The organism is Streptomyces sp. NPDC051218 (assembly GCF_044455475.1).
Classification (GTDB): Bacteria; Actinomycetota; Actinomycetes; order Streptomycetales; family Streptomycetaceae; genus Streptomyces.
In genome coordinates this window covers 264647-289152 of record NZ_JBITEU010000011.1, presented here as the reverse complement: position 1 = coordinate 289152, position 24506 = coordinate 264647, and the positions used below count along the sequence as shown (strand labels likewise).

Below are 24506 nucleotides of genomic sequence, written 5' to 3'. Positions count from 1 at the left end.
GTCAGATCCCGCCCCCCGCCATGCTCTCGACGGCCCGGAAGACCGGGAGCACCAACTCCGCCTCCACCTCCTGGAATTCGAGCCGCACCGGCTGCCCGATCCGCATCTTGTCGCTGGGCACCCCCACCACGTTGCTGACCATGCGCACGCCCTCCGCCAGATCGATGAGCCCGACGGCGTATGGGGGATCGAAGGCGGGGAAGGGCGGGTGGTGCATGACGACGTACGAGTAGACCGTGCCCTCGCCGCTCGCCTCGACCGTGTCCCACTCGAGCGATCCGCAGGCGTTGCAGCCGGGCAGCCAGGGGAAGCGCAGTGCCCGGCAGCCGCCGCAGCGCTGGATCAGGAGCCGGTGGCGGGCCACGCCTTCCCAGAACCCGGCGTTGTCCCGGTTGATCACCGGGCGTGGCCGCTTGCCCTGGGGTTTGCGCTGCCCGGGTGCGTACTTGAGGATCCGGAAGCGGTGCGTCCCCGCCGGCTCACCGCCCGCTCTGACGTCCATCCGCGTCGTGACGAAGTGCCCCGTGCCCAGCTTCGTCGTCTTGCGCTCCGACACCGACTCGATGACCGCGTCGAAGGTGATCTCGTCCCCCGGCCGCAGTGCCCGCAGATACTCCTGCTCGCAGTCCGTGGCCACGACGGAGGTGTACCCCGCGCCGTCCAGGAGCGCGAACAACTCGTCGTAGGCCGCCGAACGCCCCTGGTGCCCGGAGAGCCCGCCCATCGTCCAGGCCTGGAGCATGGTCGGCGGGGCGATCGAATCCGCCCCGGCATAGGCGGAGTTCGTGTCGCCCATCGCCTCGCACCAGTGCCGGATCATCGGTTCGTTGACCGGGTCCCTGCCCGCACCCGACGTGGCTGCCGCCCGCCCCTCGAACGCCTTCAACGTCTCGTACGAAAGATCGGTCACCGCCGTCCTCTCCGCATCCCGAGGCGCATCGTCGCCACGATCTCCCGCTGCACCTCGCTCACCCCGCCCCCGAACGTATTGATCTGCGCCGCCCTGTTCATCCGCTCCAACTCCCCCTCACCGGCCGTGCCGAACGTCAGGGATCCGGGTGAACCGGCCCGGACCAGACCCGCCTCGCCCGTGACTTCCTGACATATTCGGTACACCTCCACCGCCGATTCGGTTCCCACGAATTTCACGCCGCTCGCGTCTCCCGGCGCCAGCGCACCCGCCCCGACGTCCCCCACCAAACGCCAGTTGAGCAGGCGTGTTGCCGCCAGCCGGGCCTGCGCTTCGGCCAGCCTGGATCGGACCCACGGGGCGTCAATCCGGCGTTCGCCCGTCACCGGATCGGGTGTACGGGCGAAGGTGAGGGCCGCGGTGTAGAAATCCTCGGCCTGCATGCCGATCGCCGCGAGCGCCACCCGCTCGTGGTTGAGCTGGTTGGTGATGAGCCCCCAGCCGCCGTTCTCCTCGCCGACGAGGTTCGTGGCGGGCACGCGGATCCCGTCGTAGTACGTCGCCGTCGTCGTCAGGCCACCCACCGTCTCGATCGGCGTCCACGAGAAACCGGGCGCGTCGGTCGGCACGAGGATGATCGAGATGCCCTGGTGCTTGGGGGCTTCGGGGTCGGTGCGGCAGGCCAACCAGATCCAGTCGGCGTTCTGGGCGTTCGACGTGAAGATCTTCTGCCCGTCGATGACCCACACGTCCTCGGACTTCCCGGACCTCGCAGTCCCCCCGGCGTCCTCGCCCCCCTCATGCCCCTCTCGCCTCTCCGACCCCTCCGGTCCCTCCGCCCCCTCGACCCGGCGCACCGCCCGCGTCCGCAGCGAGGCCAGGTCCGTCCCCGCGGACGGCTCGCTGTACCCGATCGCGAAGACGAGGTCACCGCTGAGAATGCGCGGCAGAAGGGCGGTCTTCTGCTCCTGCGTGCCGTACTTCATCAGGGTCGGCCCGACGGTGTTCAAGGTGACCATGGATACGGGCGCGCCCGCGCGGTAGGCCTCGTCGAAGAAGACGAACTGCTCGTCGGGTCCGCGCCCCTGCCCGCCGTACTCGACGGGCCAGCCGAGGCCGAGCAGGCCATCGGCCCCGATGCGCCGCAGCAGTCGGCGCTGGCCTTCCGGATCGTCCCCTCCGGGCGGCCCTTCCGGCATCAGGTCCCGGAAGTAGGCGCGCAGTTCGGCACGCAGCTGCTGTTGGCGTTCGGTGGGGGCGAGGTGCACGGCGGCGGCCTCTCCTTCGCGTAAGGGCGTCGCACCGACAGGGGTTTCCCGACGAGTTTCTGACTGTCCGTCAGGAACTGTTGCGGTGTCAAGAGATCGCCCTGGATGCGGGAGCCGGGCCGGAGCCGGACGCGATCATGGCGTGCGAACACGCCTGCGCGGCGGTGCAGTTGCACCGCCGCGCAGAACGTCACACACCCCATCTGAGAAGCCCCCGGGAGCTGTCCCGGAGAGCCGTCACCTCACCAGAGGTGGGTGAAGTTGACGGCGATGTTCTCGTTCGACTGGTCGATCGCCGTGAACGCCGAGCCGTTCACCTGGGCGGTGTTGTTCTGGTTCGAGGCGCCCGAGCCGACGGCCTGCTGCTGCGACGTGGACGAGTTGCCGCTGTTGTTGCCGCCGACGCCGCTGCCGTTGACGGTCGCCACGCCCGCATTCGATCCGTCGTTCGCGAAGGCGCCGTTGTCGGCCGTCGCGACACCCGAGAAGAGTGCGGCAGCCAGGGGCAGGGCCGCGGCTGCAGCGATGACGCGGGCGGTACGGATGCTTGCCATGTCAATTCCTCCGTTACGGGGGTACGCACCGGCGAGGCGCCGGACGTACCTGAAGTTCCGCTTGTTCCAAGGCGGTTGGCCGACCGCCTTGTGGGTTCTGCTCGACGTCGCGAGTCCAGAGTTGCCCACCGAATCCCCGGCGAACCACCCCGGAAGCCCCGATTCCCCCGCAAGCGTGAGGACAAGTCGATAAACATGCTTCGTCCCACCAAAGCCCCAGTTCAGACCCCAGGAACCGCCCCAAACCCATGCGCCGCACGCGCTGAAGCGTTCCGCCACCTCGTGAAGATCGGCGGCCGCGTCCGCGTGTCATCGGCGCGCCGCACCCACCCCCTCTTCCTTTCTTCGAACGCTTGTACGAAAATGAATCCATGGCCACCATCGACCGCCATGCCACCGCACTCGTACTCGCCCACGCTCTGTCCGCCGCCGAGCGCGGCCTCGCCGTGATCCCGCTCTCCCGCACCAAACTTCCGGCGCTCCGCTCCCCCCATCACGAGCAGCCCGAACCGTCCTTTTGCCACGGCGAATGCGGCCGCCCGGGACACGGCGTGTACGACGCGTCGACCGACTCGCGGCGCATCCGCGAGCTCTTCGCCGCCGCCCCCTGGGCCACGGGTTACGGCATCGCCTGCGGGCTGCCCCCGCACCATCTGATCGGCATCGACCTGGACACCAAATCCGGTACGGACGCTCCGGCCGCCCTGCGCGAACTGGCGCTGCGCCATCTCTTCACGATCCCGGCCACGGTCGTCGTGGCGACCCCGAGCGGTGGCCGTCACATCTGGCTCGCCGGTCCGCCCGACGCCGTCGTCCCCAATTCCGCGGGGCGCCTGGCCCCGGGCATCGACATCAGGGGCGCAGGCGGCTATCTCGTCGGCCCCGGCTCGCGCACCGAGCACGGCGTCTACAGCGCCGTGCCCGGCACCGCCCACCTCCCGCCTGCGAGCTGCCCGACGGCACTGCTGCGCCTGCTCACGCCGCCGCCCCGGGCTCACCACCCGACGCTCCCGCAGATGCCAGCCCCGGTCCAACGGGGTCAGGGCCTAGTCCAGTTCGTGCTCGCCGCGTATGAGGGCCAGCGCAACACCCGCCTGTTCTGGGCTGCCTGCCGCGCCTACGAGAACGGCATCGGCGAGCTCCTGGCCGATGAACTCGCCGCCGCCGCGCTACGGGTCGGCCTCACAGAACGCGAGGCCCGCTCGACGATCGCGTCGGCGGCTCGGCTGACGGGTCACGCGTAACGGGAGGCCGGAAGAGCGCGCGGTAAGGGACGCCCGCAATGGCGGACGCCCCTTACCGCTGGCTGTGACGGCTACCGTGACGGCTACCCGAGTCTCGCGCCTATCCGAGCACCGAACGCACCGCCGCACGGTCGATGTTCGTCAGGGCGCGGACCAGCTTCGGGGTGAGGAAGACGATGGCGAGGCCGATCAGGGACGCCCCCGCGATCTGCACCGGCGACTCCAGGTAGAACGCGTGGTGCTCGCCGCCCGAGGTGTAGTCGAACACCCGGTAGCCGGGCCAGTCGACGTAGCGCGGGAATACCCAGGAGTACACGGGAAGGAGCGCGACCACCCAGCCGGTGACCAGGAACGTCACGCTGAGGACGAAGGACGCGACCCGCGAGGGGAACATCACGAACTGGAAGAGCAGCGCCTTCCAGCCCGCACTGTCCGAAACCCGAGCCCGCATCCTTTCCCAGGCCCCCGCGTCCCGCCGCGTGGCCCGGATTCTGGGCCCGGCGACCTCCAACCCCAGCAGCGCCCGAGCCCGCCCCCGCTCGGCGGCACCGAGCCCCCGCGCTCCGGCCAACGCGGCCGCGAGGACGGGCAGTCCGAGCACGGTGACGAACAGGCCCATGCCGAGCGAGAACATCGTCACGGCGAAGGCGAAGCCCACGATGGCGATGGGCAGCGACGTCAGCGTGTAGCCGATCTCCCGGTACGTGGAGGCGGCGAACGGCGCCCGCCAGAAGCCCGGGGATCCCATGGAGCGCCCGGAGGAGGAAGCGGTGGGAGCGGCTGCGTACGGCAGTGCGCTGATGCTCATGACGGGCCTCGAATCTTCGCGGTGGGGACGTACCGGGAACGTGCCGTGCTGACGTCCTCCACGTTCGCGAATCCGAGCGCCCCGGGACATACGGCGACCCGCCCTCTCCGAGGTGTTGCTGGCACCACCCCCACCAGCAAACAAGTAAGGGGTGCCTCCCAATGAGAGGCACCCCTTACAAACCGCAGACCTCAGCCGTCGAAGCCGAACCCGTGGAGGGCGGTTCCGTCCCGGTGCCCGCCGTCGGCCTGGCCGTAGTAGGTGATCCCGTAGGGGCCGCCCAAGTTGCCGGCGACCTGGCCCGCGTAGCGGCCCTCGCTGTGGGTGGTGCTGGGGTCGTCGGCGACGGCGGTGCCGGCGGCCAGGAACCCGGCCACGGTGGCCACGGCGAGAACAGATGCGATGCGCTTCAACACGAGTTTCTCCTTGGAGACGAATCCAGTGATCTTGTAGAACAACACCGCACTCACCTCCCACCTCCCCCTAGGCTCGCCGCGCAGCGTCCACGTGGAGTATCGGGTTCATCCAAGGGCCTGACATGCGAGAGCCCCCACGGGATAGGCGTCTGACCTGCCAATATCCGGCCAGACACCGGACGTGCGCGCCAAGCAGGCGCCGTCCTTCGCCCTATGAGGCAGGACGGCGCTCTTGCAGTTCCGGGACCTCAATTCTTGCTCAGAAGATCATCCGCGACCTTCACCCAGAGCAGCCACTCCAGTACTTTCAGCTGACCGGCCGCCCACTAGGGGTGGCTCATCGGGGAAGGTGCCTTGTGGGCATCAGAACGAACAAGGGCCTGCTGATTCCGGCAGCGACCTTTCTGCTATTTGCGGGGCTGACCACTCCTGCACTGGCAGACGCACCCAGCCCAGAACCCATAGTCGGCAACTCCGCAGACGCGGAGGACACCACCGTCCAGCCCGGTCCGCCCGCCGAGCCGGAGGAGACGGACCTCATTGAGGTCCAGGACCCCGACGCTCCCGTAGAGGGCGGAGAGTTGCCGCCTGGAAAGGCCGAGCCTGCTCCGGGGGCCGAGCACTGCAGGCCGGGCGGTGTGTACCGGCCCACCAGCAAGCACGGGAAGTTCCACAAGGGTGTCGGCCCGACGAACGCCAACTACAACGGCACGAGCCGTACCGCAAAGTCCAGGTTCGAAGCTGAGGTAACCGCAAAGGTCGGCATATCGGTATCCGCAGGACTCAAGGTGAAGGCCAGTGCGATGGTGGCCGAGATTGAGCAGGAGTACAGCGTCAATCTCTCCCTTGAGCTGACCGCGAAACTCGGCAACGTCATCACCGTGGACACTCCGGCCAAGAAGACCACGCACGCCAAGTACGGGGTCTACCGGCTGAAGCACAAGGGCAAGAGCTACTCCTACTACAGCAACTGCTCGACGACCACGAAGAAGACGATCACCAGCTACACCCCGTACCGGGTGGGCTGGTACATCTGGGAGAGCTGATGCCCCACAGTGCCAGGCGGGCAACTCTCCGCGGAGCAGGTTGTGCCACTGGGGTGCTGTTGTTGAGCGTCGTACTTGGCGGCTGCTCTGGAGCAGATGACTCGTCGAAGCAGTCGAAGCCGACACCCTCCGCGACTCCCTCCAAGGACAAAGCCAGGCCGGAACATATCCCTGGGGAGTCGGTCAGCGAGGCGCCAAAGCTGCCAGAGGGCAAAGCGCTGGCCGAAATCGCAGCGGCCAAGGGAAATCAGAACGTCCCGCTCGGCCGCGTCGCTGCGGGGCCGCTATCCGTGCTCGTCAACTGCCAAGGCAAGGGAACACTCAAGATCACCGTCCAACCCATGGGAATGAACTTCCCGCTCGACTGCGTGGACGGCGAGGTCAGCAGCACGTACAACGAGCTGGGCCTCAAGAAGTCGAGGCCAGAGGGCACAGTCACCGTGACTGCTCCCTCGGCGGTTCGCTGGTCCCTCACCGTGGGGCAGTAGAAGCCAGAGGGCAGCGAGCAGCGCCCCAGTGGCTCACGCGCTGGGGCGCTGCTCGCTGCCCTGGCGCGGAACCAAGGTCCGTAGACAGGCCCGCGTTCCCACAGCGTCTCGGGCGTCGGCCCACCTATGGCCCAAAGCACCTGGTGAAACGCCCCGTTCGGGCTCCATCGTGGTCCACGCCTGGTCCACACACACTGGTCAAAGGCGTGACACCCCCGTATCAAGGTGAGACACGTCCCCCACGAAAGAAGGGTGCCTCTCACTGAGAGGCACCCTTCTGACCAGCACATACGCTGACCTACAAGCGGTGGGTGTGGGATTTGAACCCACGGTGGCTCTCGCCACGACGGTTTTCAAGACCGTTCCCTTAGGCCGCTCGGGCAACCCACCCCGCACCGCCGTTCAGGGCGGTGCGGGGACAAGAGTAGCGGGTCAGCTCTCGCCCTTGCGCTGGCCCAGGACCACGTCGACCGTGTGCTCCTTGCCGTCGCGCTTGTAGGTGATCTCGACGGTGTCGCCCGGCTTGTGGGTCCAGATCTGGCCGATCAGGGTCGGGCCGCTGTCGATCACCGTGTCGTCCAGCTTCGTGATGACGTCGCCGGGCTTGAGGCCCGCCTTGTCCGCCGGGCCGTTCGGAGTGACCGCCTGCGAACCGCTCGCGCCTTCCTGGGAGATCGTGGCGCCGCCCGTGTTCTCCTGCAGGGCGACCGACGCACCGATCACGGGGTAGACGGCCTGGCCGTTCTTGATGAGCTGCTGAGCGACGTACTTGGCCTGGTTGACCGGGATGGCGAAGCCCAGGCCGATGGAGCCGGACTGGCCGCCACCGCCGAGGCCGCCGCCGCTCTCCGCGGGCTTGATGGCGGAGTTGATGCCGATGACGGCGCCACCCGCGTCGAGCAGCGGGCCGCCGGAGTTGCCCGGGTTGATGGAGGCGTCGGTCTGCAGTGCGCTCATGTACGAGCTCTTGCTGCTCGCACCGTCGCTGGAGGTCACCGGGCGGTCCTTGGCGCTGATGATGCCGGTGGTGACCGTGTTCGAGAGGCCGAAGGGGGCGCCGATGGCGATCGTCGAGTCCCCGACGGCCACCTTGTCGGAGTTGCCGAGGGGGAGCGGCTTCAGGTTCGAGGGCGGGTTCTTGAGCTTGAGCACCGCGACGTCGTAACCCTCGGCACGGCCGACCACCTCGGCGTCGTACTTCTTGCCGTCCGAGAACGTCACCGCGAGCTTTCCGCCGTCCGCCGCGGAGGCCACGACGTGGTTGTTCGTGAGGATGTGGCCCTGAGTGTCGTAGACGAAGCCGGTGCCCGTGCCACCCTCGCCGTTCCCGCCCTGGGCCTCTACGGTGACGACGCTGGGCAGCGCCTTGTTCGCGATGTCGGCGACCGTGCCGGGGTCGCGCTTGAGGTCGGCCGGGGTGTCCGACGCCGACACCGTGGTCGAGCCCGTGCTGTTGTCGTTCCGGTCGGCAGCCCAGAAGCCGATGCCGCCGCCGACACCGCCCGCGACCAGCGCGGCCACGAGCACCGCCGCGATCAGACCACCGCAGCGGCCGGCGGGCTTGGGCCCCTCCGGGTGCTGCGCCGCATACGACGCGCCCCACCCGGAGCCAGAGCCTCCGCCTTGGGCGTACGAGGGAACGGCGGGCGGCGGCGGAGGCGGCCAGGCGCCGGCGTCGGCACCGGAGGCGTGCGGGGCGGCGTGCTGGGGCGCGCCGGCGGTGGCACCGGCGTGTGCGGGAGCGTCGTGCGCCGCCGGGTCGTGGGCGGACGCGGCGGAAGGCGGCGCCCCGGGTGCGGGCGCGGCGGCGGGGGTCGCGGGGTCGGCGGAAGCAGCGGGCGATTCCACCGGCACAGGAGGCGCTGACGGGGCCGGGGGTACCTCGGTGCCCTCGTTCTCGGTGTTCACAGCTCTTCTCCTCGGTCCACGCTGTCGTTCTCGGTCACGGCCTGGCTGTGCCCAACTGTGCATGTGTCTGCAGTCAGCTTTTCCCATGGGCTGTCAGGGCACCATAAGCCGATCCTGTGTATCCGGCCTTGTGTGCGACACCTTGGGCAAGCCTTCGAGTACCCCGTGATGGCACCATGACGCGGTGACCCTCGCACGACAGCAACAGATCCAGGTCGTCGCCCACCGCGGAGCCTCCGAAGACGCCCCCGAGCACACGCTGGCCGCGTACAAGAAAGCGGTCGAGGACGGTGCCGACGCTCTCGAGTGCGATGTGCGCCTCACGGCGGACGGGCACCTCGTCTGTGTCCACGACCGTCGTGTGAACCGGACGTCGAACGGCCGGGGAGCCGTCTCGGCCCTGGAGCTCGCCGATCTCGCGACGCTCGACTTCGGCTCCTGGAAGAGCAACCACGGTGAGGCCGACGAAGGCCCCGACTGGGCGGACACCTCCGTCCTCACCCTGGAGCGGCTCCTTGAGCTGGTCGCCGACAGCAACGCTTCGGGACGCGACGTCCAGCTGGCCATCGAGACCAAGCACCCCACACGCTGGGCCGGCCAGGTCGAGGAAAGGCTGCTCCTTCTACTGAAGCGCTTCGGTTTGGATTCCCCACCCGCCGACGGCCCCTCTCCCGTACGCGTCATGAGCTTCTCGGCGCGCTCCCTGCACCGCGTGCGGGCCGCGTCCCCCACCCTGCCGACGGTCTACCTGATGCAGTTCGTCTCGCCCCGCCACCGTGACGGCCGCCTGCCCGAAGGCGTGCGGATCGCGGGACCCGGCATGCGGATCGTCCGCAACCACCCGGCCTACGTGGCCAGACTCAAACGCGCGGGTCACCAGGTGCACGTGTGGACCGTGAACGAACCCGAGGACGTGGAGCTCTGCGCCGAGCTCGGCGTCGACGCCATCATCACCAATCGCCCCAAGCAGGTGCTGTCCCAGTTGGGCCGTCGCTAACCGCGATCCCGTCCGTTACGGGGTGTGCACCGGCGCGTTCGGTCCGTATTCGATCGTTACGAGTGCGTCACCGCACAAGGATTGGCCGGTTTCCGGTCCAGTCCATTGGGGCATTCACACCGTGGCGTGGGGCGAAGGAGGTCTCGGGGGTGGCGTTGGTGGTGGCACGGGAGGTGCCCGCGTCGTCGAGCATGGCCGTACCCCATGGCCCGGCGGGCGTGGGAGAAGCAAGGCACCGTATGCGCGATCAACTGCGCGGGAACGGGGTGCCGGAATCGGTCGTCGACGATGCCGTACTGATCCTTTCGGAATTGCTCAGCAACGCCTGCCGGCATGGCAGGCCGCTGGGCGAGGGAATGGTCGGCGACGGTGATGTCCGGGCCGCATGGCGCGTGGACGCGACAGGCAGGCTGACGGTCGAGGTGACGGACGGCGGTGGCCCGACCCGCCCCGTTCCGGCTACGCCCTCGGTCACCGCGCACGGCGGACGCGGGCTCAACATCATCACGGCTCTCGCCGAGACGTGGGGCGTGCGTGACGACACCCACGGCGAGGTCACGGTGTGGGTCGTCGTGCATGCCGGGCACTGCCACGAGGACTTCGCTACGCGCGTCGCGGCCCCCGCGGGCTCCGCGATTCCGGACCTCGCGTACGCGGACCCCTTCGACGACCGCGACTGAGGCGACGGTTCCGACCGCGACTGGGACGACGGTTCCGACCGCGACCGGGACGACGGTTCCGAGACCACGGCGGCTCACGAGTCCCGCGGACTCACGCTGGATCCCGTCGCCCTCCGGATGAGCGGCTAGGCTCGCGCCCGTACGCCCAAGACGTACGAAGAGCCACGCTGTAAAGCCGCATCCGGGAGACACCCAAGATGGCCAAGAAGCGCCCTCAGACCAAGGGCAAGCAGCCGCAGCTGACGGACGGGCAGGTCCCTGTCGTCGGTGCCCGCGAACCCTGCCCCTGCGGTTCGGGCCGCCGTTACAAGGCCTGCCACGGCCGGGCCGCCGCGCACGCGGTGACCGAGCTCGTGCAGCGCCCCTTCGAAGGCCTGCCCGGCGAGGGCGACTGGGTGGCTCTGCGCGAGCTCGTCCCGGCCGCGACCGTCGAACTGCCCCTCAAGGACGGGCTGCCCGACGGCGTGCCCTCCGTCTCCCTTGCGACCGTCCTGCCGATGGCCTGGCCCGCGCTGCGCCGCGACGACGGCTCGGTCCTCCTCGGCCTGCAGAACGACACCGCGTCCGGCGACATCAGCCGCGACCTCGCCGACACCCTCCAGCGCGCCCTGACCGCCGAGCCCGGCTCCCCGGTCCAGGCCCGCCGCGCCCCCGCCGAGGGGCCGCGCCTGCAGGATCTCCTCGACCCCGAGGGCACATTCGAGCCGATCGTGCACGCGGGCTTCGAGTTCTGGGTCCCGGACTCGGAGAACGCGTCGACGGAGGTCTCCGCGTCCCTGGAGCGGGCGAACGCCGCCGCCATCCCCACCGTGAAGCTCTCCGGCGTGGACTCCGCGTACTGGTGCGAGACCCCGGAGAAGAACCACCTGCGCTGGGTCATGCCGCACCCCGAGGAGCAGCTCCTTGACGCGCTCGCCCGGCTGCACGCGGCCGGTACGTCGAGCCTCGGCGAAGGAACCCGTCTGGTCGGCTCCTTCCGGGCGCACGGCCTGACGGTCCCGGTGTGGGACCTGCCGAGCGGCATGGGCGCCGAGGACATCGAGAAGCCCGCCGCGGAGTTCGCCGATCGGCTCGCGAAGGCGCTGGGCAGCGATGCCCCGCTCACGCCGGAGGAGCGCCGGGCGCGCGGCGGTCTCACCAACCGCCAGGTGACGCTGAGCTGACCCACCAGTCAGTCTGTGGGGAACGGGTGACTCCCGTCACAACTCCCCGTCACCGCAGGTAAATCCCTGTCCGGATATCCGAGATCGAATTTGCCCAGAGCAGATCTCTTGTTACCGTTCAGGTAGCCCGGTTGCTGGTGCATCCCCCGTCGCCAGCAACCGGGCGCTTTCATGTCCGGCCCGCTGTCCGGGCCGAACCGCTGACTCAACTGGCCTCCGGCCGCGCGGAATTGCTCCCGGAGCGCAGGAGCAGCGGTCCGCCGCTCCCGGCCGCGAACTCCACCACCGCCGCATACTCCTCGGCCTTTCCGGCCGTACGCTCCCGAGGCGTATCGCAGGCCCCCGGTTCGTCGGCGGCGCCGACCTCGCAGTGCGTCTGGACGGTGCGTCCGTCCGGCCCCATAACGGTCAGTACGGCGCTCAGCTCATCACCGGTCGTGTTGCGGTAGTACGTGCGCCCCCAGGTGTCGTGCCCCTGGGTCAGGACACACGTCTGGGCTTCGATGCCCTTGGGGGAGGTGAGTTCGGGGCCGCACTGTGCGGTGCTGTCGAGGCCGAGCCCCGTGAGGAGCGAGGAGTCATCCGAAGCCCGGCCGCTCGAAGCCCGGCCGTCCGAAGGTCGGTCACCCGAAGGTCGGCCGCCCGAAGACGCGCCCTCCGTAGGGGGCCGTTTCGAAGTCGGCCTCTCCGTGGAGGGCTGTTTCGCGTCGGAATCCGGCGCTGCCCCCGGTGCCGCGTCCGCCGGCCGCCCCGGCGGCCCGGCTTCGGCGCCGCCGTCGCCCACAGGCCCCGCGGACGCGCCGGCGAGCGGCAGGAGAACCGTAATGGCCACGACGCCCATGAGCGCGATCAGGCGGGGGTTCATGGGGCCTGACACTAACGAGGTTTGATGGGCGCCCGGCTCGCCGCGCGCCCATTTCCCCTACAACTCGGGTGCGCTCACACCCGTACGAGTGAGCGCGTCGACCACCGCGTCCACCACGGCCTCGACATCGGGCACCCACGGCGCCGCCGAGCCGGGCAGCGGAGCCCGCTCCCAGCGCACCGGCCCCTGCCCCGTCCCGGAGGGCGGCAGCGCGAGATAGCCGCCTTCTCCGTGGAAGCGCAGCGAGCCCGGTACGTAGTCCTTGGCGTACAGCAGTTCGCCCAACTGCTCCATGGAGTACGGCGCTACGAGCAGGAAGAGGCGGGCGGGGGTCGCCACGACGGGGCCGAGCCTGATGCCCATCTCGTCGAGTGCGGCCAGGGCGCGTGCTCCCGCGATCGCGGGCAGGCTGACGGCGCACGGAGCGCCGGCGCCGGTGGCGAGCACGATGGGCGCGTCCGGGCGGTTCGTCCACCACCAGCGCACCATGCGCTCGTCGGTCGTCGCGGTCAGCAGACCGGGGTCGAGGGGGTGAGCTCCAGGCACTGTGCAGTCGGGGTCGGGGCAGGCGCAGCGGGTGCCGTCTCGCCGGTCGAGTCCGACGCCCGGGACCACGGGCCACTTCCATGCCGTGGCAAAGGTCAGGGCCGCGCCGATCAGACCAGGACTCTGGTCAGACTTCCTGCCGGTGAGCCTGGACAGGAGCCTGCTTCGCCTTCCGAGGATCTCGCGCATGAGCGCTCGTTCCTTTCCGTTTACACGCCGAGGAACACGGCGGGCCACATCACACCATGTGTGGATCACTTCGCTGTGCGTAGAACTGGCGCATCACACCCCAGCCTGCGGCATGGGGAACCCCTAAGGGCCGAGCGTTAGCGTGGCGTGGGGTGGCGGTGCCTGGCGTTTGCTGTCCCGCGTACTTCTTCGCCGCCTCCCCCACGGGAGGATGGGGCACGGTCGTCGTGAGTTAAGACGCCCGGGTCCGTCGCCAGGTTCCGGGCGGATCTCAACTGCCCCTGGTCATCACCGAGTACGTACCCATCACGGCCGCTGTGACGCGCCTCCCGTACCTGAGGGCCCGGGAGTGCCCCTTGTTGAACAATCCCAGTCGATCGCAATAGGCCGTCGCCTCAGGCACTTTTGAGCCAAGTTACCAAGATCGCGATACGCCACAGAATTCCCACGGACACCAGGAATCCCAGCTGGACAATGCTGGACATCCCCTAACCAGTGCGTGTAGATGTGGAGAACATTGCTAGCGGCGCAGAATGACATGGGGGTTTGCGATGCTATTGAGCAATACGCACCGGCCGGAAAGCCGTCAGCCATGAACGCTCCGCACCTCCCGAAAGTGGCCGGAATCGATTCAACTGTTCCGCCACAAGACCACACTGTCGCGCCCGCCCCACAGGCCCAGGGCGCCCCGACCCTCATGATCCAGGACCGGCTCGCGGGCTGGATCTCCGATCTCACCACCCTGCAGGAGCTCACCGAGCGCCTCGCCCGCACGGCCGCCCTCGACGAAGCACTGCACGAACTGCTGCGCGCCGGAGCCGCCCTCGTCGGCGCGCGCCGCGGTCTGCTCGTCCTGGAGCCCTCCGACGGGCTCGGCCCCGACTCCACCGTCGGCCTCGGCCTGACCCGCGCCGACCTCGGCCACATCGAGACGGTCCCCCGCGCCGCCACCGCCTTCGGGCGGCTCCTCGACGCGCCGCCCGCACCCCCGGGCGCGGAGACCGAGATCGTCAACGCCGATCTGCTCGCCGACAGCACCCTCGACCCCCGGCACCGCGAGGTGGCCGCCCGGCTCGGCTACGCCGCGAGCTACGCCCTTCCCCTGTCCACCGAGGCGGGCCGGATCGGCGCCGCCGTCTGGCTGTACGACGAGCCCGCGGAGCCCGGCGAGCGACAGCGCCACCTCGTCGGCCTCTACGCGCGTCAGGCCGCTGAGCATCTGGCGCGGCTGATCGAACTGGACCGCGCCCGTACGACGGAGGCCACCCTGCGCGAAGAGCTGCTGCCCTCACGCCTGCCGCGGGTCGCCGGGGTGCGGCTCGCCGCGCGGCACCGCACCTCGGCGCTCGGCGGCGGCGACTGGTTCGACGCGCTGCCGCTGCCGGACGCCGCGCTCGGCCTCGCGGTCGGGTCCGTCACCGGGTCCGGGCCGAGCGCCGTCGCCGCGATGGGGCGCCTCCGGGCCTCCTTGCGGGCGTACGCCGTGATGGAGGGCGAGGACCCCGTCGCCGTACTGTCCGATCTGGAGCTGTTGCTGCGGCTCACCGAGCCCGCGCGGTCGGCCACTGCTCTCTTCGCGTACTGCGAACCGGCGCTGCGCAAGATCGTCCTTGCGGGAGCGGGTCACAGCCCGCCCCTGGTGATCGGGGAGCGGCGCACGGAGTTCGTGGAGACCTCGCTCTCGGCGCCGCTGGGCATGCTCGCCTGCTGGGAAGCGCCGAGCGTGGAGTTCCAGACGCAGCCGGGAGAAACGGTGCTTCTCTATACGGACGGGCTGCTGCACCGCACCGGGGATGCCATGGACCGTGCCTTCGCGCGGCTGCACTCGGCGGCGGCGAGCGTGCCGAAGTCGGTGCGCGACGACCCGGACGCACTGGTCGATCACGTCCTGCGGGCGGTGCTGCCGGACGGGCTCGACTCGGTCGCCAGCGACGAGGACGTGGTGCTCCTTGCGGCCCGTTTCGAGTGACCCCCGCAATACGGCATGTAATGGGCCTTCCGGCTCTGGGCCCCCTTCCGTACGCCCGTACGATGGAGGGGGCCCAGTGTCGTACATAGGAGGCAGATCGTGTCGGAGGAGCTCAATCCGGAGAACCCGGAGACCCCGGAAGACCTGGAGATCGAGTCCGAGGAAGAGCCGATCAAGCAGCGCAAGAACGGCCTGTACCCGGGAGTCTCCGACGAGCTCGCCGAGAACATGAAGTCCGGCTGGGCCGACACGGAGCTGCACGACCTGCAGCCGATCGCCCAGGCCGAGCACACCGCCGCCCGCCGTGCCGCGCTCTCCGCGCGCTTCCCGGGCGAGCGCCTGGTGATCCCCGCGGGCAATCTCAAGACCCGCTCGAACGACACGGAGTACGCCTTCCGCGCCTCCGTCGAGTACGCCTACCTCACCGGCAACCAGACGGAGGACGGCGTCCTCGTCCTGGAGCCGACGGACTTCGCGGACGGCACGAGCGGCCACGAGGCCACCATCTACCTGCTGCCGCGCTCCAACCGCGAGAACGGCGAGTTCTGGCTGGACGGCCAGGGCGAGCTGTGGGTCGGCCGCAGGCACTCCCTCACCGAGGCCGAGACGCTGTACGGCATCCCGGCGTCCGACGTGCGCGAGCTGCCCGAACAGCTGCGCGAGGCGACCGGTTCCGTCCGGGTCGTCCGTGGCCATGACGCGGGCATCGAGGCCGCGCTGACCGACAAGGTCACCGCCGAGCGCGACGAGGAACTGCGCGTCTTCCTCTCCGAGGCCCGGCTGGTCAAGGACGAGTTCGAGGTCGGCGAGCTGCAGAAGGCGTGCGACTCGACGGCCCGTGGCTTCGAGGACGTCGTGCGCGTCCTCGACAAGGCCGAGGCGACCAGCGAGCGCTACATCGAAGGCACGTTCTTCCTGCGCGCCCGCGTCGACGGCAACGACATCGGCTACGGCTCGATCTGCGCCGCGGGCCCGCACGCCACGACGCTGCACTGGGTGCGCAACGACGGCGCCGTGCGCGCCGGGGAGCTGCTGCTGCTCGACGCCGGTGTGGAGACGCACACGTACTACACCGCCGACGTGACGCGCACGCTGCCGATCAACGGCCGCTTCGACGCGCTGCAGCGCAAGATCTACGACGCCGTGTACGAGGCCCAGGAGGCCGGCATCGCGGCGGTGCAGCCGGGCGGCAAGTTCCGCGACTTCCACGACGCCGCCCAGCGGGTACTCGCCGAGAAGCTCGTCGAGTGGGGCCTGGTCGAGGGCCCGGTCGAGCGTGTCCTGGAGCTGGGTCTCCAGCGGCGCTGGACCCTGCACGGCACCGGTCACATGCTCGGCATGGACGTCCACGACTGCGCCGCCGCGCGCCGTGAGACGTACGCCGACGGTGTCCTGGAGCCCGGCATGTGCCTGACGGTCGAGCCCGGCCTGTACTTCCAGGCGGACGACCTGACGGTGCCGGAGGAGTACCGCGGCATCGGTGTACGGATCGAGGACGACATCCTCGTGACGGCCGACGGCAACAAGAACCTGTCGGCCGCGCTGCCGCGGCGGGCGGACGACGTCGAGGCGTGGATGGCCGAGCTCAAGGGCTGACGGCCTTCTCCGTCCGCCTGGGAACCGGGCCTCTTCTTTAAGAAGGGGCCCGGTTTCGCGTTCCCCGGTAGGGTCTAACGCTCATCCTCGCCCGCCACCTTGGCGGTGCTCAGGGCAATACGGTTCCAGGTGTTGATGGTGAAGATCAGGGCCAGGACGTGGCCCAGTTCCGTCTCGTCGAACTGCGCCGCCGCGCGGGCGTAGACGTCGTCGGGGATTCCGCCCCGGTGGACGAGCGTGACGGCCTCGGTCAGGTCGAGGGCCGCCTGCTCCTTCTCGGTGAAGAAGTTCCTGGCCTCGCGCCATACGCCGACCATGTGCAGCCGTGCCTCGTCCTCGCCGGCCTTGCGCGCGTCGGAGGTGTGCATGTGGAGGCAGTACGCGCAGCCGTTGAGCAGCGAGGCGCGGATCTGGATCAGCTCGACCAGGGCCGGGTCGAGTCCGTCGCGGGCGGCGGCGTCGAGTCCGATCACGGCCTTGAAGGCCTTGGGGGCGGCCTTGGCGAAGTTGAGGCGGGGGGTGGGGGCGAGGGTCTGTGTGGCGGTCTGTGTGGCGGTCTGTGGGGCGTTCTCGTTGTTCGTCATGACCATGAATCTACGGGTGGGATAGACCTCGGATAGGGTGCATTTCCATGGCGGAATCGTGGGTCAATTTGGCCGAGCGCATCGGGAGTGACCTGCACCTGGAGCTCTCCGGGGCGGGTGGCCGCCGCGCCGTCCTCATCCGTGCGCTGCGCGACGCCGTGCGCGAGGGGCGGCTCGCTCCGGGGACGCGGCTTCCGCCCTACCGCTCCCTCGCCGCCGATCTGGGCATCGCCCGCAACACCGTCGCCGACGCCTACGCCGAGCTGGTCGCCGAGGGCTGGCTGACCGCGCGGCAGGGCTCCGGCACCCGAGTGGCCGACCGGGCAGCGCCGCCCGCCCGCACCCGCGTCCCCAAGCGAGCACCCACCCGGCCCACGAGGCCAGCCCCGCCCGCGTACGACCTGCGCCAGGGCCAGCCGGACGCGGCGTCCTTCCCGCGCACCGCCTGGCTCGCCGCGGCCAGACGCGCCCTCAACTCCGCGCCGAACGAGGCCTTCGGGCCCGGGGACCCGCGGGGGCGCGTCGAGCTGCGCAGGGCGCTCGCCGGATACCTGGGGCGCGCCCGCGGGGTGCGCGCCGATCCGGAGCGGATCGTGGTGTGCTCCGGGTTCGCGCACGCCCTGCGGCTGCTGTTCGGCAGCGGGGGAGGCGGGATGCTGCGAGGGCCCCTGGCCGTGGAGTCGTACGGGCTCGGCTTCCATCGGTCGATCCTCGCGACCGCGGGCGTACGGACGGTCCCGCTCGGCCTCGACGAAAAGGGCGCCCGGATCAAGGAGTTGACCGACAGTCAGCGGATCCGCGGTGTCCTGCTCACGCCCGCACACCAGTTCCCGACCGGCGGCCCCCTGCACCCGACCCGACGTGCGGCGGTGGTCGACTGGGCGCGCACCCGCGGCGGCCTCGTCCTGGAGGACGACTACGATGGCGAGTTCCGCTACGACCGGGAGCCGGTGGGTGCCGTGCAGGGGTTGGACCCCGAACGCGTCATCTACATGGGCTCGGTCAGTAAGAGCCTCTCTCCGGGGGTGCGTCTGGGGTGGCTCGTTCTGCCCGAACACCTCATCGACGGGGTGCTCGCGGCGAAGGGCGAACGAGAAGCCTGGGCGAGCGTCATCGACCAGCTCACGCTGGCCGAGCTGATCGAGTCGGGCCACTACGACCGGCACGTCCGCCGGATGCGCCAGCGCTACCGCCACCGCCGCGACCAGCTCGTCGAGGCCCTCGCCACGCACGCCCCGCACATCAGCCCGACCGGAGTGGCCGCGGGCCTGCACGCCGTGCTGCGGCTACCGCCCGGCACCGAACAGTCCACCGCCAAGGCCGCCGCCTGGCAGGGCCTGGCGGTGGAGGGCCTGGCCGATTTCCGCCACTCGGAGGCCACCATGCCCGCGCCCGACGGCCTGGTCGTCGGCTACTCCACACCCCCGGAGCACGCCTACGGAGCGGCACTGGAGGCCCTGTGCAGGGCGCTGCCGCCCGGGTGAGCCCGGAGGCTCCCGGCCTTGGGCTCAGGGGCTCCCGGCCGCCACAGGGGCTCTCAGGCGGACACGAGCGGCGCGTCCTCGCGCCACTTGAGGATCTTGTCGAAGCTGATCACCGCGCCGCCCCTGCCCCCGGGCCGCTGCCCGAAGTGCACATGATCGGCGAGCTCATGGATGAGATACAGCCCGCGTCCATGCTCGGCGGAGTCGGATGCGGGCGTCGCGACAGGAACGAATCCCGGGCCGGAGTCGGCCACTTCGATCCGGCACTTCTCGCCGTCCAGGTACGCCGTCACCCGATAGGCCCCGGCCGCGCCCTCGGGTGGCACCGCCGCGCCGCCGTGCTCCACCGCGTTGGCACAGGCCTCGCTGAGGGCCACCGACAGGTCGTACGAGACATCGGGATCCACCCCCGCGGTCTCCATCGTGCCCATCAGCAATCGGCGGGCCAGCGGGACGCTCGCAGCTTCGCGCCGCAAATGGAGTGACCACCACATGCTCATGCTCCAGCCTCCTGGCCGCGGCTCGACATACCGATACGTATTGCCGCAAGCGCCCGTGTATAAGCGCGCAGTTGACGTGATGCCGCCCATACGGCGGACGCGCGGACGGCTCGGGACGGTGTAGACATGCCGCTCACAGGCCACTTTCAAGCTTGCCGAAAGGCACCCATTCGGTGCCGAAGGGCCTCGAACGGCGCTCAAGGGCATCCATGGGAGCTTGCGGACCTGCCGTATGCGACGGGTAAGCCCAGTGCAATGATGTTCCGGCCATGACTGCCCCCCACCAGCGCGAAGCGCGCACCGGAGTCGACCTCCGGCTGCTGAGAGCCGCGGTGTTCGCCGTGCTCTGCGTCGTGCTGTCCGCCGGGGGCCATGTGCTCGCTTCCTGCGCCGCCGTCCCGCTGTGGACGCTCGGCGTCGGGTTCCTCGCCGTTTTCGCCGTCGCGGCGCCGCTCGCCGGGCGTGAGCGCTCGCTGCCGGGCATCGCCGCCGCGCTCGCTGCCGGGCAGGTGGGCCTGCACGCGCTCTTCGGAGTCGGCCAGCACGGCGGCATGGCCGGCACGGCGATGGCATCCGCCGAGCCCTCCCTGGTGGAGCGGGCCGCGCGCCTGGTGTGCGGGGCCGGCGCCGCCAACCTCAGCCCGGCACAGGCCCACCGGATCCTGACCACGGCGGGTGTGGAGCCGGGCGGCGGGGCCGCGGGCCACGCCGTGCATCACAGCGCCCCGGCCACGGCGGCGGACACGGCGATGGACTCGATGTCGCTGCTGCCGTCGCTCCCGATGCTCCTGGGGCACGTCCTCGCCGCCGTCGCCGCCGGATGGCTGCTGCGCCGCGGTGACATCGCGCTGCTCCGACTCGTGCGGCTCTCGGCACACGGGGCGTATGGAGTCGCCGAGGGGGCGCTCGTCCGTTCGCTGCGCAGCGCGCTCGCTCTCGTACGCGCCCTTCGCGCCGGACTGCCCGGGGCGCCCGGCCCGGATCTGCGCGCACTCCGTTCAGCGTTCTTCGGACCACCGAAGCCGCACACGACCGCGCTCCAGCACTCGGTGATCAGGCGCGGCCCGCCGGCGAACGCCGCACTCGCACTCGCTGCCTGACGCGACGCACTCCTACCGCAGCACTACGGAGAGGTGCCTCACGGCCGGCGGCGTCCACGCGCGCGTGCCCGCTCGGTTCGTCGCCGCGCGCCCTCTCCCCTGATCACCACTGCCGACCCGTTCGGCACTGCTGATCACCACCGCTGAAAGTGGAGTGTTCCGCCATGTCTGTTCTGCCTGCGTCCGTCCTGTCCGCGCTGTCCACCGTGAAGGCCTCCCGCGTCTCCGTCGTCGGTGGCGTGGCCGCCTCCGCGGTCCTGCTGCTCTCCGTCCCCGCCTTCGCGCACGTCAGCGTCTCGGCCGAGGGCGAGGCCGCCAAGGGCGGCTACGCCACGGTCAACTTCAAGGTCCCGAACGAGATGGACGACGCCGCGACCAACAAGCTCGAGGTGTCCTTCCCCGAGGACCACCCGCTCGCCTCGGTCATGACGCAGCCCGTCCCCGGCTGGACCGCGAAGGTCACCAAGACGAAGCTCGACAAGCCGCTGGAGATGCACGGCGAGAAGATCGACGAGGCCGTCTCCAAGGTCACCTGGACCGCCGACGGCAAGGGTGTCCAGCCGGGCTCCTTCCAGAAGTTCCCGCTCTCCATCGGCGCGCTGCCCGAGGACGCCGACGAGCTCGTCTTCAAGGCCGTCCAGACGTACGACAACAAGGAAGTCGTCCGCTGGATCGAGCCGCAGCAGAAGGGCCAGGAGGAGCCGGAGCACCCGGCTCCCGCGCTGGCGCTGACCGCCCCGTCCGAGGACGGCCACGGCGCCGCCGCCTCGCACGACGACGCCAAGGAAGACGCGAAGTCGGGCGACAAGAGCGAGTCCGCCGCCTCCTCCGACAGCAGTGACTCCACCGCCCGCGTGCTCGGCATCGTCGGCATCGTCGTCGGCGCCGCCGGCGTGGCGTTCGGCGTGCTCGCCGGTCGTCGGCGCGTCAACAGCTGAGCCACCCTTCGGGCCGCACCGGTGGGCGTTTCACCCGCCCCCGGTGCGCCCGCCCCCCTCACATCTGGGACATTTTCGTATGCGCAAGAAGAAGCTGCTCGCCGCCGCCATCCTGGCCGCGGCCGCCCTCACCCTGTCCGCCTGTGGCGGCGGTGACGAGGGCAAGAAGCCCGTCGCGGACGTCTCCGTCGAGTCCAACGGCGACAAGGCCGCGACCATCCTCGACAAGCCCTTCGAGAAGCCGGACCTCGTCCTGACGGACACGCACGGCAAGAAGTACGACCTGCGCAAGCAGACCAAGGGCAAGCCGACGCTCGTCTACTTCGGCTACACCAACTGCCCGGACGTCTGCCCTCTGACGATGAGCAACATCGCCGTCGCCAAGAAGCAGCTGCCCAAGGCCGAGCAGGACAAGCTCCAGGTCGTCTTCGTCACCACCGACCCCGAGCGTGACACCCCCGAAGCCCTCGGCAAGTGGCTCAAGGCCCAGGACACCGACTTCATCGGTCTGACCGGTGACTTCGACACGATCCAGGGCAGCGCACGCACCCTCGGCATCAGCATCGAGCCCTCCAAGAAGGAGAAGGGCAAGGTCGTCTCGATGCACGGCACGCAGGTCATCGCGTTCTCGCCGAAGACCGACGCCGGTTACGTCCTCTACGGCGAGGACGCCACGGTGGACGACTACACCAAGGACCTCCCCAAGATCATCAAGGGAGCGACCCCGTGAACCACCGCACTCTCATCGGTGGCGCCATGGCGCTGACGGCCGGGCTCGCCCTCGTGGGCTGCTCGGACTCGTCCGGCGCCAAGGACGGCGCGGCCTCGGACAAGCCCGAGCTCAAGGTCGCCGGCGCCTTCATGCCCGAGCCCGCCATGGACACCATGGCCTCCGGGTTCTTCACCGTCACGAACAAGGGCGGCGCCGACAAGCTCACCTCGGTGACCAGTGGGATCGCGAAGAAGGTCACGCTGCACAGCACCAAGGGCAACGCGATGAAGGAGCAGAAGTCGTTCGACGTGCCCGCGAAGGGCGAGCTCGACTTCGCGCGCGGCGCCAACCACCTCATGTTCGAGGAGCTCAAGCACAAGCCGAAGCAGGGCGACAAGGTCGCGGTGACGCTGCACTTCGAGAAGTCGGACCCGATCGACATTGAGGTTCCGGTGAAGGCCGCCACGTACAACCCCAAGCCCGGCAAGCACGCGTCGCACTGAGGGACTGATCGCTGATGCAGACCATCGCTCCCCGCTGTGGAGCTCGCTCCGGGGCCCCCGGCCGCTTCGGGATAACCCCCGGCGTCGGACGGCTCCTGCTCGTCGTCGCCGTCTTCCTCGGCGCCCTGCTGGCCACGGCGGCCCCCGCCTCCGCCCATGCCGCGCTGACGGGCAGCGACCCCAAGCAGGGGGCGGTGGTCGACCAGGCGCCCAGCAGCGTGTCGCTGACCTTCTCCGAGAAGGTCGCCATGTCCGACGGCTCCGTACGGGTGCTCGACCCGGCCGGCAAGCGCGTCGACACCGGCAAGACCAGTGACCTCGGGTCGAACACGTACGGCGTGAAGCTCCACAAGGGGCTGCCCGACGGCACCTTCACCGTCGCTTACCAAGTCGTCTCCGCCGACAGCCACCCCATCTCCGGGGCCTACACCTTCTCCGTGGGGGCGCCCTCCGACACGAAGGTCGCGCTGCCGGATCAGGAAGTGGGCGGCGGGTTCGTCGGCGGCCTCTACGGCTTCGCGCGCTACCTCTCGTACGCCGGGTTCATCCTCGTCGTCGGCGGGGCCGCCTTCGTGCTCGGCTGCTGGCCGCGCGGCGCCGGCGTACGCCCCGTGCAGCGCCTCGTGGTGTCCGGCTGGGTCACGCTCACCGCGTCCACCCTCGTGATGCTGCTGTTCCGCGCGCCCTACACCGGGTCCGGGAAGCTCGCCGACGCCTTCGACATGGCCAAGCTCGGTGACGTGCTCCAGACGAAGACGGGGGCGGCGCTGGTCTCACGGCTGCTGCTGCTCGCCGCCGCCGCGCTCTTCATCGCGGTGCTCTTCGGGGCGTACGAGAAGCGAACCGACCCCAAGGAACGCAAGGACCTCACCTTCGGGCTCGCGATCGGCGGAGGTGTCGTCGCCGTCGGGCTCGGCGCGACCTGGGCCATGGCCGAGCACGCCTCGACCGGTATCCAGGCCGGTCTCGCGATGCCCGTGGACGTCGTGCACCTGCTCGCCGTCGCCGCCTGGCTCGGCGGGCTCGCCGCGCTCGTCGTCGCCCTCTACTTCGCGCCGGCGGTGGAGGCCGGGGCGGTGCGGCGCTTCTCGCGCGTGGCGTTCTGCAGTGTGGTCGCCCTGGCCGCGACCGGGCTCTACCAGTCGTGGCGGCAGGTCGGCTCGTGGTCGGCGCTCACCGGTACGTGGTACGGACAGCTGCTCCTCATCAAGGTCGGCCTGGTGGCCGTGCTCGTCGGCATCGCCTGGATCTCCCGGCGCTGGACGGCACGGATCACGGGCCAGGCGGGCGACATGGCGCCGGAGGCCGCGGCGGCGACCGTCGTCGAGCAGCGTGCGCAGAAGCGTGCGGGCAAGCAGGCGGACACGCACGCGGAGAAGCACGCGGAGAAGCGCGTCTCCGCCAAGCGCGTGGAGAAGAAGCCGGTGACGGTGCCCGCCGGTGGCGCGGGGGAGGACACCGAGCGCTCCGCCCAACTCGCCCGCCAGCAGGCCGCCATGACCACCGCCCGCGAGAAGCGGATCCGCGACGCCGACCCGAACCGGTCCGGCCTGCGGCGCTCCGTGCTGGCCGAGGCGGGCGTCGCCGTCGTCCTGCTCGCCGTCACCACGGTCCTCACCTCCACCGAGCCCGGACGCACGGAGGAGGAAGCGGCGGCCTCGCAGACGACCGCCGCGGCACAGCGGTCAGGGCCGCTCACCCTCAAGATCCCCTTCGACACGGGCTCCGACGACGGCAAGGGCACGCTGCAGCTCGACCTGGACCCGGGTCGCACCGGCAGCAACGAGATGCACATCTTCGTGAAGCGCCCGAACGGCAGCGCGTTCGACATCCCCGAGGTGAAGGTCTCCTTCACCCTCAAGTCGAAGGACGTCGGCCCGCTGCCGGTCGTCCCCGACCACATCGCGACCGGACACTGGAGCTCGAGCGGGGTGCAGATTCCGATGGCAGGCAAGTGGAAGATCGCGGTGACCGTACGGACCTCGGACATCGACCAGGTGACCGTGAACAAGAACGCGCAGATCGGCTGAACGGAACC

General features: G+C 70.1%; 24 protein-coding genes and 1 tRNA gene. 14 read left to right on the top strand and 11 right to left on the bottom strand.

Features of this window, described 5'->3' with window-relative positions; translation table 11 throughout:
- Nucleotide 1: 1 nt before the first annotated feature.
- The 3 genes from ACIBCK_RS31485 to ACIBCK_RS31475 form a co-directional block, all read right to left on the bottom strand.
- Nucleotides 2–910, bottom strand: coding sequence for a bifunctional MaoC family dehydratase N-terminal/OB-fold nucleic acid binding domain-containing protein (locus ACIBCK_RS31485; protein WP_399395762.1), 909 nt, complete (start codon nucleotides 908–910; stop codon nucleotides 2–4).
- On the bottom strand, nucleotides 907–2178 hold the full coding sequence (locus tag ACIBCK_RS31480; RefSeq protein ID WP_399395760.1) for an acyl-CoA dehydrogenase family protein: 1272 nt from the start codon (nucleotides 2176–2178) through the stop codon (nucleotides 907–909). The genes ACIBCK_RS31485 and ACIBCK_RS31480 overlap by 4 nt, the downstream gene beginning before the upstream one ends.
- A gap of 242 nt (nucleotides 2179–2420) precedes the next feature.
- Nucleotides 2421–2732 (bottom strand): hypothetical protein, encoded by a 312-nt coding sequence (locus ACIBCK_RS31475; RefSeq protein WP_160506015.1) that lies wholly within the window; start codon nucleotides 2730–2732, stop codon nucleotides 2421–2423.
- A gap of 371 nt (nucleotides 2733–3103) precedes the next feature.
- Between ACIBCK_RS31475 and ACIBCK_RS31470 the strand changes: the two genes are divergently transcribed.
- Nucleotides 3104–3976 (top strand): bifunctional DNA primase/polymerase, encoded by an 873-nt coding sequence (locus tag ACIBCK_RS31470; RefSeq protein ID WP_399395757.1) that lies wholly within the window; start codon nucleotides 3104–3106, stop codon nucleotides 3974–3976.
- Between the two features lie 100 nt (nucleotides 3977–4076).
- Here the strand turns inward: ACIBCK_RS31470 and ACIBCK_RS31465 are convergent, their stop codons facing one another.
- Together ACIBCK_RS31465 and ACIBCK_RS31460 are read right to left on the bottom strand one after the other, a co-directional pair.
- Complete coding sequence (locus tag ACIBCK_RS31465; protein WP_399395755.1) at nucleotides 4077–4784, bottom strand: sensor domain-containing protein; 708 nt, start codon at nucleotides 4782–4784, stop codon at nucleotides 4077–4079.
- A gap of 191 nt (nucleotides 4785–4975) precedes the next feature.
- Nucleotides 4976–5254, bottom strand: a complete 279-nt coding sequence (locus ACIBCK_RS31460; protein ID WP_399395753.1) for a hypothetical protein — start codon at nucleotides 5252–5254, stop codon at nucleotides 4976–4978.
- Nucleotides 5255–5556: 302 nt separating this feature from the next.
- Here ACIBCK_RS31460 and ACIBCK_RS31455 point away from each other — a divergent pair, with 302 nt between their 5' ends.
- Nucleotides 5557–6246 carry a hypothetical protein gene (locus tag ACIBCK_RS31455; protein WP_399395751.1) on the top strand — a complete coding sequence of 230 codons (690 nt, stop codon included), beginning with the start codon at nucleotides 5557–5559 and terminating at the stop codon, nucleotides 6244–6246.
- A 341-nt stretch (nucleotides 6247–6587) separates the two neighbouring features.
- Entirely contained in the window at nucleotides 6588–6734 is a 147-nt protein-coding gene (locus tag ACIBCK_RS31450) for a hypothetical protein (protein ID WP_399395749.1), read from the top strand.
- A 305-nt stretch (nucleotides 6735–7039) separates the two neighbouring features.
- On the opposite strand, the gene ACIBCK_RS31445 is transcribed toward ACIBCK_RS31450, so the two are convergent.
- Nucleotides 7040–7124 (bottom strand) — tRNA-Ser (locus tag ACIBCK_RS31445).
- Nucleotides 7125–7166: 42 nt separating this feature from the next.
- Nucleotides 7167–8642 carry a S1C family serine protease gene (locus tag ACIBCK_RS31440; protein ID WP_399395746.1) on the bottom strand — a complete coding sequence of 492 codons (1476 nt, stop codon included), beginning with the start codon at nucleotides 8640–8642 and terminating at the stop codon, nucleotides 7167–7169.
- A gap of 184 nt (nucleotides 8643–8826) precedes the next feature.
- Here ACIBCK_RS31440 and ACIBCK_RS31435 point away from each other — a divergent pair, with 184 nt between their 5' ends.
- The 3 genes from ACIBCK_RS31435 (at nucleotide 8827) to ACIBCK_RS31425 (ending at nucleotide 11482) form a co-directional block, all read left to right on the top strand.
- Nucleotides 8827–9639, top strand: coding sequence for a glycerophosphodiester phosphodiesterase (locus ACIBCK_RS31435; RefSeq protein ID WP_399395745.1), 813 nt, complete (start codon nucleotides 8827–8829; stop codon nucleotides 9637–9639).
- Nucleotides 9640–9701: 62 nt separating this feature from the next.
- Complete coding sequence (locus ACIBCK_RS31430; protein WP_399395743.1) at nucleotides 9702–10319, top strand: ATP-binding protein; 618 nt, start codon at nucleotides 9702–9704, stop codon at nucleotides 10317–10319.
- Nucleotides 10320–10516: 197 nt separating this feature from the next.
- Nucleotides 10517–11482: a DUF5926 family protein gene (locus ACIBCK_RS31425; RefSeq protein ID WP_399395742.1), complete on the top strand. Its 966-nt coding sequence runs from the start codon at nucleotides 10517–10519 to the stop codon at nucleotides 11480–11482.
- A gap of 205 nt (nucleotides 11483–11687) precedes the next feature.
- On the opposite strand, the gene ACIBCK_RS31420 is transcribed toward ACIBCK_RS31425, so the two are convergent.
- Entirely contained in the window at nucleotides 11688–12347 is a 660-nt protein-coding gene (locus tag ACIBCK_RS31420) for a hypothetical protein (RefSeq protein ID WP_399395740.1), read from the bottom strand.
- Between the two features lie 57 nt (nucleotides 12348–12404).
- Nucleotides 12405–13082, bottom strand: a complete 678-nt coding sequence (locus ACIBCK_RS31415) for a bifunctional DNA primase/polymerase (protein ID WP_399395738.1) — start codon at nucleotides 13080–13082, stop codon at nucleotides 12405–12407.
- 538 nt (nucleotides 13083–13620) lie between these two features.
- Here ACIBCK_RS31415 and ACIBCK_RS31410 point away from each other — a divergent pair.
- The gene (locus tag ACIBCK_RS31410; RefSeq protein ID WP_399395736.1) at nucleotides 13621–15051 is read left to right on the top strand and encodes a PP2C family protein-serine/threonine phosphatase; all 1431 of its coding nucleotides are present in this window, start codon (nucleotides 13621–13623) and stop codon (nucleotides 15049–15051) included.
- A 99-nt stretch (nucleotides 15052–15150) separates the two neighbouring features.
- Nucleotides 15151–16647 (top strand): aminopeptidase P family protein, encoded by a 1497-nt coding sequence (locus tag ACIBCK_RS31405; RefSeq protein ID WP_399395735.1) that lies wholly within the window; start codon nucleotides 15151–15153, stop codon nucleotides 16645–16647.
- A 74-nt stretch (nucleotides 16648–16721) separates the two neighbouring features.
- Here the strand turns inward: ACIBCK_RS31405 and ACIBCK_RS31400 are convergent, their stop codons facing one another.
- On the bottom strand, nucleotides 16722–17231 hold the full coding sequence (locus ACIBCK_RS31400; protein ID WP_399395733.1) for a carboxymuconolactone decarboxylase family protein: 510 nt from the start codon (nucleotides 17229–17231) through the stop codon (nucleotides 16722–16724).
- Nucleotides 17232–17278: 47 nt separating this feature from the next.
- Between ACIBCK_RS31400 and ACIBCK_RS31395 the strand changes: the two genes are divergently transcribed.
- Nucleotides 17279–18715, top strand: a complete 1437-nt coding sequence (locus tag ACIBCK_RS31395; protein WP_399395731.1) for a PLP-dependent aminotransferase family protein — start codon at nucleotides 17279–17281, stop codon at nucleotides 18713–18715.
- A gap of 53 nt (nucleotides 18716–18768) precedes the next feature.
- Here the strand turns inward: ACIBCK_RS31395 and ACIBCK_RS31390 are convergent, their stop codons facing one another.
- The gene (locus ACIBCK_RS31390; RefSeq protein WP_367043644.1) at nucleotides 18769–19215 is read right to left on the bottom strand and encodes an ATP-binding protein; all 447 of its coding nucleotides are present in this window, start codon (nucleotides 19213–19215) and stop codon (nucleotides 18769–18771) included.
- Between the two features lie 269 nt (nucleotides 19216–19484).
- Between ACIBCK_RS31390 and ACIBCK_RS31385 the strand changes: the two genes are divergently transcribed.
- From ACIBCK_RS31385 to ACIBCK_RS31365, 5 genes are all read left to right on the top strand, one after another.
- Nucleotides 19485–20315, top strand: coding sequence for a hypothetical protein (locus ACIBCK_RS31385; RefSeq protein WP_399395729.1), 831 nt, complete (start codon nucleotides 19485–19487; stop codon nucleotides 20313–20315).
- Between the two features lie 206 nt (nucleotides 20316–20521).
- Nucleotides 20522–21253 (top strand): YcnI family protein, encoded by a 732-nt coding sequence (locus ACIBCK_RS31380; RefSeq protein ID WP_399395963.1) that lies wholly within the window; start codon nucleotides 20522–20524, stop codon nucleotides 21251–21253.
- 79 nt (nucleotides 21254–21332) lie between these two features.
- The gene (locus ACIBCK_RS31375; protein ID WP_399395727.1) at nucleotides 21333–21983 is read left to right on the top strand and encodes an SCO family protein; all 651 of its coding nucleotides are present in this window, start codon (nucleotides 21333–21335) and stop codon (nucleotides 21981–21983) included.
- Entirely contained in the window at nucleotides 21980–22468 is a 489-nt protein-coding gene (locus tag ACIBCK_RS31370) for a copper chaperone PCu(A)C (RefSeq protein ID WP_399395725.1), read from the top strand. The genes ACIBCK_RS31375 and ACIBCK_RS31370 overlap by 4 nt, the downstream gene beginning before the upstream one ends.
- Nucleotides 22469–22482: 14 nt before the next feature.
- Nucleotides 22483–24498 (top strand): copper resistance CopC/CopD family protein, encoded by a 2016-nt coding sequence (locus ACIBCK_RS31365; protein ID WP_399395724.1) that lies wholly within the window; start codon nucleotides 22483–22485, stop codon nucleotides 24496–24498.
- The last annotated feature ends 8 nt before the right edge of the window (nucleotides 24499–24506 follow it).